Raw genomic sequence first — 15,055 nt, 5'->3', positions numbered from 1 at the left:
GTAAAAACATGAGAAAATTATTTAACATATTCATTTTAGGAACAATCATTTTAGCAAGCTCGTCTTGTAAAAAGTTCCTTGATGTCAATGAAAATCCCAATAATCCAACATCATCGAGCCCAACTATTGTGTTGCCTCAGGCGATTGTAACTTCTGCAAATGCCATGAACTCTTACGATAACTTTGGCGCATGGACTGGTGGTTATAAAGCCAACGCAGGCGGTTATGGCGGATGGGGTACGGTATGGACTTACAACTTCACTACTGATGACTATGCAGGTGTTTACACCAATACTTTTGCGGGTATTAATCAGTTAAATTTTGTGATTAACAATACAACTGCTGATGGACCATTAAAGTATTACAATGCCATGGCTCGTATCATGAAGAGCTTTTTGTACGCTAAGATAGTAGATCAATATGGTGATGTACCATATTCTGATGCAGGAAAAGGCTTGGACAATCTAAGTCCTAAGTATGATAGATACACAGAAGTTTACAGGGCAGCTTTTGCAGAGTTAAACGCAGCAATCGCAATTATGAATACTGCTGCTGTTCCAAACGTAACAACTGCAGTAACTGCAGCTCAAGATCCATTTTTTGGAGGTAGCGGAGCGGCTAGTTTAACAAGATGGAAACAGTTTGCAAATACCGTTAAATTAAAAATGGTTGTACGTGCGAAAAACGTAGCAGACCTTGCTTCTTTCGTAACTGCTGCTATCCCATCATTGCCAACAACTTCTGCTGATTATTTAAATGATGATGCAATAGTTCAACCAGGTTATTCTGCTTCAACAGCAAGTCAATTTAACCCAAGATGGTCAACTTATGGCTGGGATATCAACGGTGTGGCTGCAACAAGTGGATTGTCTAACTTACCTACGCCATGGATTTTATCTTTCTACAACGGAACTAAGTTAACAGATAACGTACGTGGTACAGCAATCTATGCTTCATTTGGCGCTAACGTTTCACAATCAATCAATGGTAATACCATTAGTTTCGTAGGTCCTGCAACTAACCAGTTAGGTTTTGATACAGAGCCAGTAAGACGTGGTCAAAATGGATCTTATTGGTACAGCGGCGTGGGTAGAACATCAAGACCTACAGGTACAACTGCAAATTCTGCTGCAGATGTTGGTGGAGTGTTGAAAGGTGCTTCAATGGGTACGGTATTAATGTTGGCATCTGAGTCATATTTCTTACAAGCTGAGGCTTCATTGGCAACTGTAAACATCCTGCCTGCATTAGCTGGTTCTGGATCAACATTGTTTGAAAATGGTATTACTGCATCATTTACTTATCTTTATAAAAATGCTGCTAATACGTATTTCAATACTACAGCTGCAGCTACGTTAAAAGATAATTATAAAACAGCTAATCCAACAAGTGCATTGGTAAACTGGACATTAGCAACCACTGACGCAGCTAAACTGGAAGCAATCATTACGCAAAAATATATTGCAGTGAACATGATTACCAGTGAGGAAGGTTTTAACGAATACAAAAGAACAGGTTATCCAACCATCTCTGCTGGAGCTACTGCTGCAACAGCAACTTTTGCTTCATTAAAATCAGGTGCACCAGCTGTAGATAAATTACCTACAAGAATTCTTTATCCAGCGGTAGAATTCCAGGTTAATTCTGAAAATGTACCTAAAGGCGTAAGTCCTTACACCACTAAAATCTGGTATGCTAAATAGTTAATTATATTAATTACAAGGAAATGAAAATATTTAAATTATTAATCGCAGGGGCTATCGTAACATCGGTGATGTCGTCATGCCTTAAAAATAAATTCGACTACACTAATCCTGATGGAAGTACATCTGTAGTAGAATTTAAAAACCCTGTTGCACCATCTTCAGAAACTCCTGAAGGTTCATTATACACTGTTTATCCAGTGGCTTATGAAGTAGGCGCAAGTGTGGAAGGAACATATACAATTCAATTAACCGGACCTGATCCAGCACCACAAGATGTAGTGGTTAACATCGGTACAAAAGCTGCTGCTGTAACTGAATTGAATGCAGATAAGTCGATTATATCTTCTTATGTACCATATGTTGTTTTGCCAGCTGAATTGTTTACCATCACTACACCAACAGTAACAATCCCAGCAGGACAAAGAACGGCTACAGTAAAAGTAGCTTTCAAAACAGTTAACTTCGATTTTAGCAAGAAATATGCGTTGCCTATTTCAGTTACATCAACCAATTATGGTGGCGTGAGCAGAAACTTCGGAACGGTATTGTTAAACGTAAGTGCTAAAAACAAATATGATGGTTTATACGGGTATAAAACATCTGCTGCAACTGCACTTATTCCTAACAGAAATTTAAATGGTGTTAAGTTGATTACAACTGGCGCTAACTCTGTTAGAATCGATCCGGGATTGCTTGCAAACTACACCAATGAGGTTGTTTACACGGTTGATCCTGCTACTAACTTAGTTACAGTAGCTATGACAACTTTGTTGCCAATCGCTACAAATCCTTCAAGCAAATACGATCCAGCTACAAAAACTTTTACTTTAAGTTGGACTTCTAATGCAGGTGCAAGATTATTTGAGGAGACCTTTGTTTATCAAGGCCCTAGACCATAGTTGTCTATAAATTTTCTTTAAAAACAATTTTACAGACCAAATCTATTTTATTAGATTTGGTCTGTTTATTTAATAACCCTCTAGCCATGAAGTATTTATATACCCTGTTAATCTGCGGGATCTTCGCGATAACTAATCTTAAAGCCCAAAATATTCGTCAACAAAAAATGGAACTTCCTGATGGTTCCAAATTGACTTATCAAACACTTAATAGCAAGCTTAATGGCCTCTACTCAATAGATAAAGATGGAGTGAACGTTTTGCGGGGGAATTATGTAGATGATAAAAGGGTTGGAAACTGGTATCTTTTCAATAAAGATAAAAGCCTTTTTGCTCGATATAACTATGACGCTAAAAAACTTTTATTTGTAGATGAAAAAATGTTAGCATTGGCAACCATCAATGTTAAGTCTGGCAATGATGATATCAACAATAAAGCTTCCGTAAGTTTTCCCCTAATCTCATTAGAGCAGTATTTTCCATTGCTTGGTAGGCTGGCAGATGCAGCTGTTCCTGTAAGTGATACTTATAAATTAGATCAAAATTCAGTTTATATCATTGCGAAAGTTGCTGCCGATGGACATGCTGACTATTTTGTCAATTATATCCTAAAAGGAGATAAAAAGGAATATAAACTTAATGTAGATAATGAGCCATTCAGAATTGACTGGATTGTATCTGCCTATGAGGGTAAAACTTATCCATCTGAATTTATTATCAAAGCCAAACTTCAAGCACCATCTACTGATGGAAATCATAGAAGATTTAATTGGCTAAATACGACTTCTTCTCAACCATAACATTGTTATTTGAGAGAAATTATTTTTACCGGCTAGTTGAGCATAATAATTAATGACTGATAGTCGGCTAATGCTTAACGTGTAGTAAGTGAACCCGGATCAATATTCATATTAAGATAGACTTTTAATACCACGTTATTTTTACATTATCAAAAAGAGGTTGCCATAGGTTACCTTTTTTTTTATGTGCTTAATTACTGAACATTTCCGTGAGTTGGCCAGAATAGATAAAATATTTTATCAAAAATAAATTTAAACGCACGTATATTAAATAAGTCTCAGTTATTCTTTGAGATTTTTGCTGTTTTTTATGATGTAAAAATATTCAAATTGTTTTTTTTAGTGAATGTAAGATTTTGCATAAAATCTAGCAGGCATATTTGATTTATGTGATTTTTTTTGTGCCGAAAAGGTTGAAAATTTTAGTTGAATTTTGATGCATTAAACGATGTTTAGGCAACTTTATATGAAATTTACAAAATTTTTTGCTTTGTAAAATTTGTATTACAGCTTGTTAAATTTTATATTTAAAAAATCATTAATTCAACTAAATTAAATTTTATGAAAAAACTTTTACAAAGTTTGTTCATTTTGCTGTTTATAGCGGGAAGTGCTATGGCTCAAGATAGGACAATCACTGGAACAGTTACAGGAAAGGAAGACGGGTTACCGCTACCGGGTGTAAGTGTAAAAATTAAAGGTGCAGCTGGCGGAACCACCACAACTGCAGATGGTAAATATTCAATCAGAATTACAGCTCAGGCAACTGCTTTAGAATTTTCTTACATCGGATTTACAACTCAGACCCGTCCGATTGGATCAGGCAATGTACTTAACGTTTCCTTAACTGGAGATTCCAAAACTTTATCAGATGTAGTGGTAACCGGATACACCACACAATCTAAAAGAGATGTTACAGGTTCCATCGCCAGTGTAAGTGGCGAGAAATTAAAAAACCAACCGGTTCAAAGTTTTGAGCAAGCGCTGGCTGGTAAAGCAGCGGGTGTGAACATTATTCAGCCCAACGGTTTATTAAATAACCCGCCTGTTTTCAGGGTTCGCGGTGTAAACTCTATTTCTTTAAGCTCTTATCCATTAATTATTGTTGACGGTATTCCAGTATTTACAGGTGATCAATCAAGTAATAGTGCAGCGGGTAATGCCTTGGGTGACATTAACCCGGCTGATATTGAATCAATCGATATCTTGAAAGATGCGGCATCCTCAGCAATTTACGGTTCTAGGGCTGCCAATGGTGTAGTGGTAATCACTACTAAAAAAGGTAAGCAAGGTGTAACTAAAGTAAATTATGAAGGATGGGTAGGTTCATCTAAAGCTCAAAATTTAAATCCATTATTAAATGCAGCTGAATATGTTCAAATTAAAAATGAAGCTAGAACTAACATTGGCTTAGCTCCTGCATTCTTCCTACAAACCCGTTCTGATGGTAGTCAGGTAGAAACCAACTGGTATGATTATGCTTATAGAACCGCCACTTCACAAAATCATGCTTTAAACTTCTCCGGCGCAAGCGAAAAAACTTCTTATTTCGTTTCATTGGGTTATACTAACCAGGAAGGTTTCATCATTAATAACTCATTCGAAAGAAAAAATGGCCGTGTAAACTTAGATCATAAGTTATTTAAAAATGTAACCATTGGAACAAACTTTTCATATAGCAATACACTAAACCGTGCACCTAATACCGGTTCACTTCCAGGATCATCTTTTAATACAGGTGGTTTGGGTCGTTTAGCATTTGTATTGCCTCCAAACGTTTCCCCATATAATGAAGATGGTTCTTATAATGTTGCGGGCTCGGCAATTGGTTTAGGTGCAAATTTAATTGCATCAAATTATCCTAATGCAGCAGTGCTGGTTAATTCGGATAAAAATACGTCTGAAAGCGATCGTTTAATTGCTAACGGATATGTGTCTGTTCAAATTCTTAAAGGTTTAACTTTCAAAACCAATTATAGTATTGATAATTTGAAACTGGATAACAATGTATTTGTAAACCGTTTACAGGGCGATGGATTTGCTTATAACGGTGGTGCTACAAGTAACTATGTAAAAAACAGCAGATGGAACTGGTCTAATACCTTGAATTATGCCAATACTTTTGGCGACCACACCGTTGGTGCGTTTATTGGTGCTGAAGATCAGTATACCAAATCATACGGTTATGGTGCAACCCGTCAAAATGTGATCGATCCATTCATCGAAGTTTATCAAGGCTCATTCGGAACCATTACTCCAGCTAACTTGGTACAGTTCGATAATGCTTTCCGTTCATTCTTTGGAAGCGTAAACTACGATTACAAAAAGAAATATTATTTAACAGGTTCATTCCGTCGTGATGGTTACTCTGGCCTATCTGCAGGAAATAAATACGGTAACTTTGGTGGTGCATCAGCAGGTTGGGCACTTTCTGAAGAAAATTTCTATAAAGAATCTGGAATTAGCAAAATATTAACACGCGTTAAAATTCGTGGTAGTTACGGTGAGGTTGGTAACATCAATATCGGAAATTATCCGGCATTGTATTTATATAGCCCAGGCTTGTACGGTAGCGATGCAGCTTTATCTTTCAACCAGGCGGGTAACCCTAACCTAACCTGGGAAACCAGTAAAAAAGCCGATGTAGGTGTTAACTTGGAATTTTTAGGCGGTCGCTTCTCATTAGATGTAGATTACTATCATAATAATATCGATAATCTAGTACAAAATGCGCCTCAAGCCCCTTCTAAAGGTATCCCCGGTAATACAATTACAACCAATGTTGGTAAGATGTATAACAAAGGTTTCGAATTTGCAATCAACTCAAGAAATATCGAAAATGATGACTTTTCATGGTCAACGTCTTTTACCTTAAGTACACTTAAAAATGAAGTGACTGCTTTGGGCAATAACAATGCTGATTTATTTGGCCTTACACAGTTAGAAACTGCTAATATTACCCGTGTAGGTTATCCAATCGGCTCCATCTATACCGTACCAACTGCAGGTGTTGATCCAGCTACAGGAGAGCGTATCTTTGTAAACAGGTTTGGTCAGAAATTAAGGTTTAGCTTCCAAAGAGCTGCAGCTGCCCGTTATCAATATTTAGATGGACCAAATGCAGGACAAAATGCTCCGGCAATCGATGCAGCGCTTGATGCAACCATCACTGGTCAGGCTATTCCGAAATGGTTTGGTGGTTTAGATAATAATTTCCGTTATAAAGCTTTCGATTTAGTTCTTGGCTTAACTTTCTCTGGAGGTAACAAGGTTTATTACGGATCACTAGCTGGTTTGCGTGATCAACGTTTCTGGAATAATGAAGCCGGAATGATGGACAGATGGACTACCCCAGGTCAAGTTACCGATATTCCGCGTGTGGTTTACGGTGATAACGTATCGAACGGATCTGCATTTGCACAGTCGCAAAATGTATTCTCAGGAAATTTCTTAAAGGTGCGTAACCTGGCCTTAGGTTACACTTTACCGAAAGCATTTTTAAATAAATATGGAATTTCAAATGTGAGGGTATATGCGCAATCAAGCAACTTATGGATTATTTCTAACTATCCTGGACCAGATCCTGAAGTTTCGGTAAATGGTAACTCTACTGCAGCTGGTAACAGCGGAAGTTTAGCTCCTGGTGTAGATAGAAACTCAGTGCCATCAGCAAGAACATTCACTTTTGGTATTAATGTTGGATTTTAAAATTTAGAGCATCATGAAAATTAATATAAATAATAAAATAAAGTATCTTTTTGTGGCAGCGCCGTTGTTGTTTGCAACCGCATGCAAAAAGGATTTTTTAGATACAGCGCCACTAACATCATTGCCCACAGAAGAGGCATTTTCTAATCCCGATCGTATCCTTTCTGAACTAAGAGGGGTTTACGCTGGGGTAAAAAATGGCAACTTTTATGGCGGACGTTACCTGGTGTATAACGACATCCGTGGTGAAGAATTTATTGTAAATAAGCCCAATGGGGTAACCAACCTTGAAACCTGGCGTTTCAATCTGGTATCAAATACCAGTGAGGTTACGGGTTTATGGGGTGCCATTTATGCGGCAATAAACAGAGCTAACATAGTGATGGAAGGCATCACCGCGAACGCAGCAATTTTAACACCTGCATTGTCAAAACAATACATTGCAGAAGCAAAAGTAATGCGGGCGCTTTCCTATTACAGCCTTTTACAACTTTATGCTAAACCTTACATTACGGATAATGGTGCAAGCTTAGGCGTACCATTAAGGCTTAGAGCGGAGAAGGATTTAACCGGTAATGATTTAAAGAGAAGTACCGTTGCGGAGGTTTATACCCAGATTTTAAAAGATTTAAATGAAGCGGAGCCAGATTTAGCACTAACGCTGACAGCAACCAGAGCATCAAGAAATACCGCTATTGCATTAAAAACCCGTGTGTATTTATCAATGGGTGATTTAGCTTCAGTAGTAAGCGAAGCGAACAAAATTGTAACTGCAACAGCACCATTTTCGGCGACCACAGGTGTGGCGAACCGATTGGATGCAAGTATTGCTAACGTTTTTGCCGGTAGTTATGTAGGGCCTGAAGCACTCCTGTCCTTTCCAATGACAGATTTAGACGCTCCTGGAACACAAAATCAATTGGCTTACTATTACAATGTTGAAACTGCTGGTGGTAATCAGGAATATTTCTTGAATTCCGCAGGAATATTCGGTAATGCTGCCTTTGCTGCAGCATCAACTGATGCCAGAAAAGGATTAACCCAGGCGGTAGGCGTGAACACTTACTTAACTAAGTTTAAAAAACCTTCTCCATATACAGATTACATCCCGGTGATCAGGTATGCTGAAGTGTTATTAAACCTGGCAGAGGCCACTGTAGTAAGTGATCCAACCCGTTCTATCGCTTTATTAAATGCCGTTAGACAGCGTTCAAACCCGAGTTATGTATTTCCTGCTACTGATCTTTTACCTGCTAACCTTAAAAATACAATTCTTACTGAAAGACGAATTGAGTTGTTAGGGGAAGGTTTCAGATCTCCAGACGTGATGAGATTGGGACTTGGTTTTGCAGCGAAAAGCGGCCCTCAAGGCACTGCGCCAGCAATTCCATTTAACACTGCCGGATACATTTGGCCAATTTCAGCTACTGAAGTACAAAACAACAAACTAATTGTACCAAACTAGTCGAATAAACTTAAACAGAAAAAGCCAGCAATTTGCTGGCTTTTTCTCTCTATAATGATTCTTCTTTCTACTTTTTATCTACACTATATTTTCCCGGTCCGATAAAAATAAGGCTGAGAAATACGATGCCCAATTCAATGGCGTGACTGGCACCTTTTAAGCCGTCACCTTTACCTAAATGCACCAATGCAGCAATCACCATAGTAAAAACCAAAAGCATACAAACCGGGCGATAGAATAAACCTACAATCAGTAAAAATCCACCGAAAGTTTCTGCAACTGCTGCCATAAATCCCCAAAATACCGGAAGAAAATCTATTCCCACAACTTTCATGCTGCCACCTAGTCCGGCCCATCCACTTGGTCCACCAGCTAATTTTGGAAAACCATGAATGATGAACATCAGGCCCAAACCGATGCGAAGAATCAGTAAGCCTGTATTGCGGTATTTGCCTAAGCCATCAAAAATTGCCATGTTATGAATATTTAAATTGAACCTTATTTTTTTCTACTATTAATTCCACCTCGGCCCCTAAAATCATACTTAAATTATTGTCAATATGTCCTGTTGGAAAGTTGAAACAAACCGGATAACCGTAATCTTTCACTACCTCCCAAATCACCTGGTCTGCCGTTTGTCCGAAAGAAATTTTTTCCTCATCAATCTCATTAAAAGCACCAATAATCAAACCCTTTAAATGTTTTAGTTTACCAGCCCTTTTCAACATCCTCATCATCCTGTCGATACTAAACTCTTGCTCCCCAACATCCTCCAGAAATAAAATTTTATTGTCGAAATCCATCTCTGAAACAGATCCTTGAACCATCGCCAGCAAGGTAAGGTTACCTCCGATCAAAACCCCACTGGCAACACCTTCCTGATTGGTAAATTCGCTTGTGTAGTTATAGGTCTGCGGCGCTCCAAAAAGTGAATTTTTTAGTGATGACAAAGCTTCTTCAGTCGATTCATCAAAAGTATAAGGCATTTGGGCATGCAAACACTGCGTTTGGGTTTGTGCAATAATGTGCGAAAGTAAAACCGTTACATCACTAAAACCGATAAACCACTTTGGGTGTTGATGAAAGGCGGTAAAATCGAGCTCATCGATAATGCGGATGGCACCATAGCCACCTCTGCCACAAATAATCGCCCTTATGGATGCGTCATCCAAAAAACGCTGAATATCACGGGTTCTTAGCTGGTCTGTTCCTGCAAACTGGTGGTGACTGGCATAAACGCTTTCACCAATAACCACTTCCAATCCCCAGCTTTCTAAAATGCTGATGGCATGATCAATGGGTTTGGGTAATTTCTTCGCCGGGCAAACAATGGCAATCTTATCTCCTTTTTTTAAATACGGGGGCTGCTTAATCATCTTTAAAACACTTATCTTTGCCAAATTAATAAAAATTGTTTTGGATAATAGTAAAATAAAAAGATATACCGTAACGGCAGCGCTTCCATATACCAATGGGCCAGTTCATATTGGGCACCTTGCCGGTGTTTACATTCCTGCTGATATTTACGCCCGTTACCTCAGGTCGAACAAACGTGATGTGAAGTTTATTTGTGGTTCTGATGAAAACGGTGTGCCGATTACTTTAAAGGCCAAACGTGAAGGCATTACCCCTCAGGAAGTGGTAGATAAATACCACAAAATCATTGGCGATTCTTTTAAGGAATTTGGGGTTTCTTTTGATATTTATCACCGTACATCTTCACAAACACACCACCAAACGGCTTCCGATTTCTTTAAAACACTTTACGATAAAGGTGTATTTACAGAAGAAGTTACGGAGCAATACTATGATCCAACGGCAAAACAATTTCTAGCCGATCGCTACATCACCGGGACCTGCCCTAAATGTGGCAATGAAAATGCTTATGGCGACCAGTGTGAAAACTGCGGCTCTACCTTAAATGCTACCGATTTAATTAATCCTAAATCAACCCTTTCGGGCGATAAACCCATCTTAAAAGAAACCAAAAACTGGTTTTTACCTTTAGATCAATACGAGGAGCGTTTAAGAAAATATATAGAAAGCCATAAAGAATGGCGTCCGAATGTTTATGGCCAATGCCAAAGCTGGTTAAATGCAGGTTTGCAGCCACGTGCCATGACCCGCGATTTAGACTGGGGTGTGCGTGTGCCGCTTCGCGATGCGGAAGGGAAAGTGTTATATGTGTGGTTTGATGCGCCGATAGGTTATATCTCTGCCACGAAAGAGCTTTGTAACTATGCCAAGCTGGATGTTTGGAACCCAAAAGCCGAAGAATATTACATCAACAATTACGAAAGTGACAAATGCGGCTGGGAAGAATACTGGAAAAGCGATGAAACCAAACTGGTGCATTTCATCGGAAAAGACAATATCGTTTTCCACTGTATTATTTTTCCGGCAATGCTAATGGCGCATGGCGAATATACTTTGGCCGATAATGTACCTGCAAATGAGTTCCTGAATCTGGAAGGACAGAAAATTTCTACCTCTAAAAACTGGGCGGTTTGGTTAAACGAATACCTGCGTGAGTTTGAAGGTAAACAGGATGTATTACGTTACGTGCTTACGGCAACAGCTCCCGAAACAAAAGATAACGACTTTACCTGGAAAGATTTTCAGGCCAGGAATAACAATGAGTTGGTAGCCATTCTGGGTAATTTTGTAAACCGTGTGGTGGTATTAACGCATAAATATTTTAACGGTGCGGTGCCTACCTGTATGGAAATCACCAGCGTTGATCAGGCGGTAATCGATGAATTGGCCGGTTATCCTGCTAAAATATCGGCTTCTGTTGAAAACTACCGGTTCAGGGAGGCTTTATCGGAAGTGATGAATGTGGCCCGTCTGGGTAATAAATACCTGGCCGAAACTGAACCCTGGAAATTGATTAAAACGGATGAAGATCGCGTAAGAACCATTCTTCATGTTGCCCTTCAAATCGCCGCCAATATTCAAATCTTAATTGAACCATTCTTGCCTTTTACAGCCGAAAAACTGATGAAGATGTTGCAAAATGGTGGTCACGATTGGGATGATGCCGGCAGTGTAGCTTTATTGAAACGCGGACATCAGATTGGGGAGGCCACTTTGTTATTTGAGAAAATCGAAGATGCTGAAATCGATTTCCAGATAGAGAAATTAAATCAAAGTAAGTCGGCTAATGCGGTGAACAATGCTACCGCTACACCAGCAAAAGAAAATATCAATTTCGATGATTTCTCTGCCATGGATATTCGGGTAGCTACCATTGTGGCTGCTGAAAAGGTTGAAAAAACCAAAAAGTTATTAAAACTAACCGTGAATACCGGTATTGATGAGCGAACAGTCGTTTCAGGTATCGCAGAATATTATAAACCTGAGGATATTGTGGGTAAACAAGTAAGCATGATTGTGAACCTGGCTCCACGAGAAATTAAAGGCATCCTTTCGCAAGGCATGATTTTAATGGCTGAAAATGCAGAAGGCAAACTGACTTTTGTGGCGCCTGTTGATCGGTTCACAGAAGGCAGTATTATCAGATAGAAATTGCTTAAAGGCGTTTTAGTATAGGGAGTTTGTTTTCCTTTGCCGAAGGAATAACAGCGTGATCCCCAAAAAAAGAGATTGTTCATTTTGATGCAATCTCTTTTTTTTGTTGAAGGACTGACCGCTTAACTTAGCGCATAAGCACTGATTAGCCAGCAACAGACGCTATCTCAAAGGATAGCACTAACCTTTTAGATAGTAATGGAAATCGCTGGAATGGTATATCTAAATTTGGAGCATAAATTTAGAAAACATGAAAAAAATCCTCCATATTATTTCAAGTCCCCGGGCTGGAGCCTCTGTGAGCATTCAATTGGGCAATGCTGTTGTATCAAAAATTCAGGAAACTTATCCTGGATCGATTGTGAAAGAAAAAAATCTCGCTCAAAATTTATTTCCCCATTTGGAAGAAGCACATCTTAATGCTTTTTTTACTCCTGCGGAAAAAAGAAGTGCTGAAAATATAGCCGCCATTCAACATTCTGATGAAGCCATTGCTGAGCTTCAGGAAGCAGATATCATTGTGATTGGTGTTCCGTTTTATAATTTCGGTGTGCCTTCAACCTTAAAAGCGTGGGTAGATCATATTGCCCGGGCAGGTGTTACTTTTCAGTATACGGACCAAGGGCCACAGGGATTAATCACCGGTAAAAAAGTTTATCTCGCCGTGGCTTCCGGAGGTATTTATTCGGACGGACCGATGCAGGCTTATGATTTTGCTACGCCCTACCTTAAAGGTGTCCTTGGTTTTTTAGGCATGAATGATGTGACCGTGTTCAGGGCGGAGGGCGCTTCGATACCGGTTGTGAAAGATACCGCTTTAGAAAAAGGAATAGAAAGCATCCTCATTGCATAGTTAATGATAATGTTCCTGAAAGATAGGAAATAGTTATAGATAAAATCGATATCCGGTGTACAACTTTATTTATTTTACGAGTGGAGTAGTGTGCCGGATATTTTTTTTAATCAATCAATGCAAATTATATCTCGTTTCCCGGGAAGAGGCCCTTGGCCGAAAATGTTAGGCAGTATGGTTGGTCTTTTTTTTATGAAGTTCTGCGTTTTTCAGGGTCTGCAAAATCATTCCTCCAAAGGAAGGCGTTAAAAAGATTACAATCGCTAATGAACCCCAAAACCCTAATTTTGTTGATTTACCATAGTTTGCCAGAATCAAACATATGCCAATATATACGATAGCAATGATGATTAGCCCTGTTGAACCTACCTGCATTTCACTGTTTGATGATGTTTCCAAAACGTGTTGTTTAAAAATAGTGACGAAAAATGCTAACCACAATATAAACACCAATTTGAGAAACGGAAACATTTGACCCCCGGGTTTTTCGTAATTTCTATTAGAAGATCCAAGTTGTTCGCCTCATCTATGGCTTAAGATGGCCAGTAAAGTACATTAAACTTGTGTCCATCGGGATCTGAAAAGCCAAAGGTATAACCCTTGTCAAAATCTGCTGCTTCGGCATAGATCGTTGCCCCGGCTTCCTTAACTTTTTCCACCCAGGCATCAACCGCTTCACGACTTTCGGCAGAAAGACTAAAAATAATTTCCGAACCCATGTAGAGTTCGGCATTTTCAAGCTTTGCTGCAGTCTTGAATTGCTTTTCTACAAAAAAGTGAATGATAAAGTTGTCTTTCCCAAAAAAGAAACTTACCAGATTATCATTAAATTTTCCGTTTGGTTTAAAGCCCAGGCTGGTATAAAATTTAGCAGTTCGATCTAAATCTCTAACGGCCAGATTTGCCCAAATCATTTTTGTTTCCATCGCTAAATCATTTAGTTAAATGATAAATGTAACAAGTAGCTATTTTAATTGTTTTCTAAGCCACCTGAATGAAATCAGCACATTTTTGAGCTACTAGTTCAAAACACAACAATTGCTCATTTTAGCCTCAAAACTTTTATTATATTTGCGCACACAAAAAAGGCCCCGTAGTTCAACGGATAGAATAGAAGTTTCCTAAACTTTAGATAGCAGTTCGATTCTGCTCGGGGCTACTTTCCTGATCAAAACTGAAGCCCTCCACTTACCGAGGGCTTTGTTGTATAAAGTCGTCAAAATGAAAACTGCGATGTCCTTCCGCTAATCGTCATCTTTGCATAGTAAAGGATATGTTTTTAATTTCTCTTCGCCTCAACGGCGGCGGCCTCCTACTTTTCTCTTGATAGAAAAGTAGCAAAAGATCAAGTCTCAGATCTGATGTCGGATAAATTCGTCAAAGCTTATATCGCGGCAGCGCAAGCGACCGATGAAGGATAGGTCAGAACGCTCTGCCTTGTTTTGTGCAAAGTGAAGTTTTTGTGCAGAAGCTTTCACGTTTTCTCTCCCGAATACTCGGGACAGGCTATCCATCATCTCCAATGCCAGGAAACCCACCGTTCAACCCAGAACGCCTACCCAATTCGTCATCTCCTCTACATCATCCTTTCACGTCATTGCGAAGCCTGTTTTTCACGGGCTGTGGCAATCTTCTCTTTTACGCCGTAAATCCCCTCCCGCAAATCCGTCATCTCGACCGTATCGGAGAGATCTTTGTACCGGGGTTTATTACTCCATATTATTGTCATGTTGAGCTTGTCGAAACACGATTAATGTTTCCCTCCTCACTGGCTTGCCTCGGCTCACCGCTCCCGAAGAGTCGGGACGTACTGCGCCGAGGGGCTCTTTCTTTTGGCTTAGCCCAAAAGAAACAAAAACCCAAGGCTTGCACCTTTTGTCGTATAAAGCAGGCTCAATCTTATTGGCGGTAATTTGAGGCTAGGCTTCGCTCCATTCCCACTACAGCTGCAAATTTCCTTGTCGGTGCAGGTTGATGGTTTGTGCAAAAGCTTTCACCGCTTTCTATCCCGAATACTCTGGACATGCTATCCAAAATCTGCTATGCCGGAAAACCCACCCTTCAACCCAGACCGCCCATCCAATACTCCTTAC

Annotated in this window: 12 protein-coding genes and 1 tRNA gene; 8 read left to right on the top strand and 5 right to left on the bottom strand. The window is 39.4% G+C overall.

Annotated elements, in window-relative coordinates; all coding sequences use genetic code 11:
- The first annotated feature begins 8 nt into the window (after positions 1-8).
- From R2Q70_RS09370 to R2Q70_RS09350, 5 genes are all read left to right on the top strand, one after another.
- Entirely contained in the window at positions 9-1,703 is a 1,695-nt protein-coding gene (locus R2Q70_RS09370) for a SusD/RagB family nutrient-binding outer membrane lipoprotein (RefSeq protein ID WP_316807347.1), read from the top strand.
- Between the two features lie 23 nt (positions 1,704-1,726).
- Positions 1,727-2,605 (top strand): DUF1735 domain-containing protein, encoded by an 879-nt coding sequence (locus R2Q70_RS09365; protein WP_316807346.1) that lies wholly within the window; start codon positions 1,727-1,729, stop codon positions 2,603-2,605.
- Positions 2,606-2,691: 86 nt separating this feature from the next.
- Complete coding sequence (locus R2Q70_RS09360) at positions 2,692-3,405, top strand: hypothetical protein (RefSeq protein WP_316807345.1); 714 nt, start codon at positions 2,692-2,694, stop codon at positions 3,403-3,405.
- Between the two features lie 561 nt (positions 3,406-3,966).
- A complete protein-coding gene (locus tag R2Q70_RS09355; RefSeq protein ID WP_316807344.1) occupies positions 3,967-7,113 on the top strand; it encodes a TonB-dependent receptor in 3,147 nt (1,048 codons plus the stop codon).
- A 13-nt stretch (positions 7,114-7,126) separates the two neighbouring features.
- Positions 7,127-8,578, top strand: coding sequence for a RagB/SusD family nutrient uptake outer membrane protein (locus R2Q70_RS09350; protein WP_316807343.1), 1,452 nt, complete (start codon positions 7,127-7,129; stop codon positions 8,576-8,578).
- A gap of 67 nt (positions 8,579-8,645) precedes the next feature.
- Here R2Q70_RS09350 and R2Q70_RS09345 read toward each other — a convergent pair whose 3' ends face one another.
- Together R2Q70_RS09345 and R2Q70_RS09340 are read right to left on the bottom strand one after the other, a co-directional pair.
- Positions 8,646-9,053, bottom strand: coding sequence for a DoxX family protein (locus tag R2Q70_RS09345; protein ID WP_316807342.1), 408 nt, complete (start codon positions 9,051-9,053; stop codon positions 8,646-8,648).
- A 1-nt stretch (position 9,054) separates the two neighbouring features.
- Positions 9,055-9,954: an LD-carboxypeptidase gene (locus tag R2Q70_RS09340; protein WP_316807341.1), complete on the bottom strand. Its 900-nt coding sequence runs from the start codon at positions 9,952-9,954 to the stop codon at positions 9,055-9,057.
- 40 nt (positions 9,955-9,994) lie between these two features.
- Between R2Q70_RS09340 and metG the strand changes: the two genes are divergently transcribed.
- Together metG and R2Q70_RS09330 are read left to right on the top strand one after the other, a co-directional pair.
- On the top strand, positions 9,995-12,103 hold the full coding sequence (metG, locus tag R2Q70_RS09335; protein WP_410478369.1) for a methionine--tRNA ligase: 2,109 nt from the start codon (positions 9,995-9,997) through the stop codon (positions 12,101-12,103).
- A gap of 256 nt (positions 12,104-12,359) precedes the next feature.
- Positions 12,360-12,962, top strand: a complete 603-nt coding sequence (locus tag R2Q70_RS09330) for an FMN-dependent NADH-azoreductase (RefSeq protein ID WP_316807339.1) — start codon at positions 12,360-12,362, stop codon at positions 12,960-12,962.
- A gap of 165 nt (positions 12,963-13,127) precedes the next feature.
- On the opposite strand, the gene R2Q70_RS09325 is transcribed toward R2Q70_RS09330, so the two are convergent.
- Together R2Q70_RS09325 and R2Q70_RS09320 are read right to left on the bottom strand one after the other, a co-directional pair.
- Positions 13,128-13,361 (bottom strand): hypothetical protein, encoded by a 234-nt coding sequence (locus R2Q70_RS09325; RefSeq protein WP_316807338.1) that lies wholly within the window; start codon positions 13,359-13,361, stop codon positions 13,128-13,130.
- Positions 13,362-13,495: 134 nt separating this feature from the next.
- On the bottom strand, positions 13,496-13,888 hold the full coding sequence (locus R2Q70_RS09320; protein ID WP_316807337.1) for a VOC family protein: 393 nt from the start codon (positions 13,886-13,888) through the stop codon (positions 13,496-13,498).
- Between the two features lie 161 nt (positions 13,889-14,049).
- Here R2Q70_RS09320 and R2Q70_RS09315 point away from each other — a divergent pair.
- Positions 14,050-14,121: transfer RNA gene (locus tag R2Q70_RS09315), tRNA-Arg, on the top strand.
- A 435-nt stretch (positions 14,122-14,556) separates the two neighbouring features.
- On the opposite strand, the gene R2Q70_RS09310 is transcribed toward R2Q70_RS09315, so the two are convergent.
- On the bottom strand, positions 14,557-14,691 hold the full coding sequence (locus R2Q70_RS09310) for a hypothetical protein (protein ID WP_316807336.1): 135 nt from the start codon (positions 14,689-14,691) through the stop codon (positions 14,557-14,559).
- Positions 14,692-15,055: the final 364 nt, after the last annotated feature.

The organism is Pedobacter agri, from assembly GCF_032678665.1.
Lineage (GTDB): Bacteria > Bacteroidota > Bacteroidia > Sphingobacteriales > Sphingobacteriaceae > Pedobacter > Pedobacter agri_A.
Note: the sequence above shows the minus strand (reverse complement) of the source record. Positions and strands in the feature narration are given on the sequence as shown.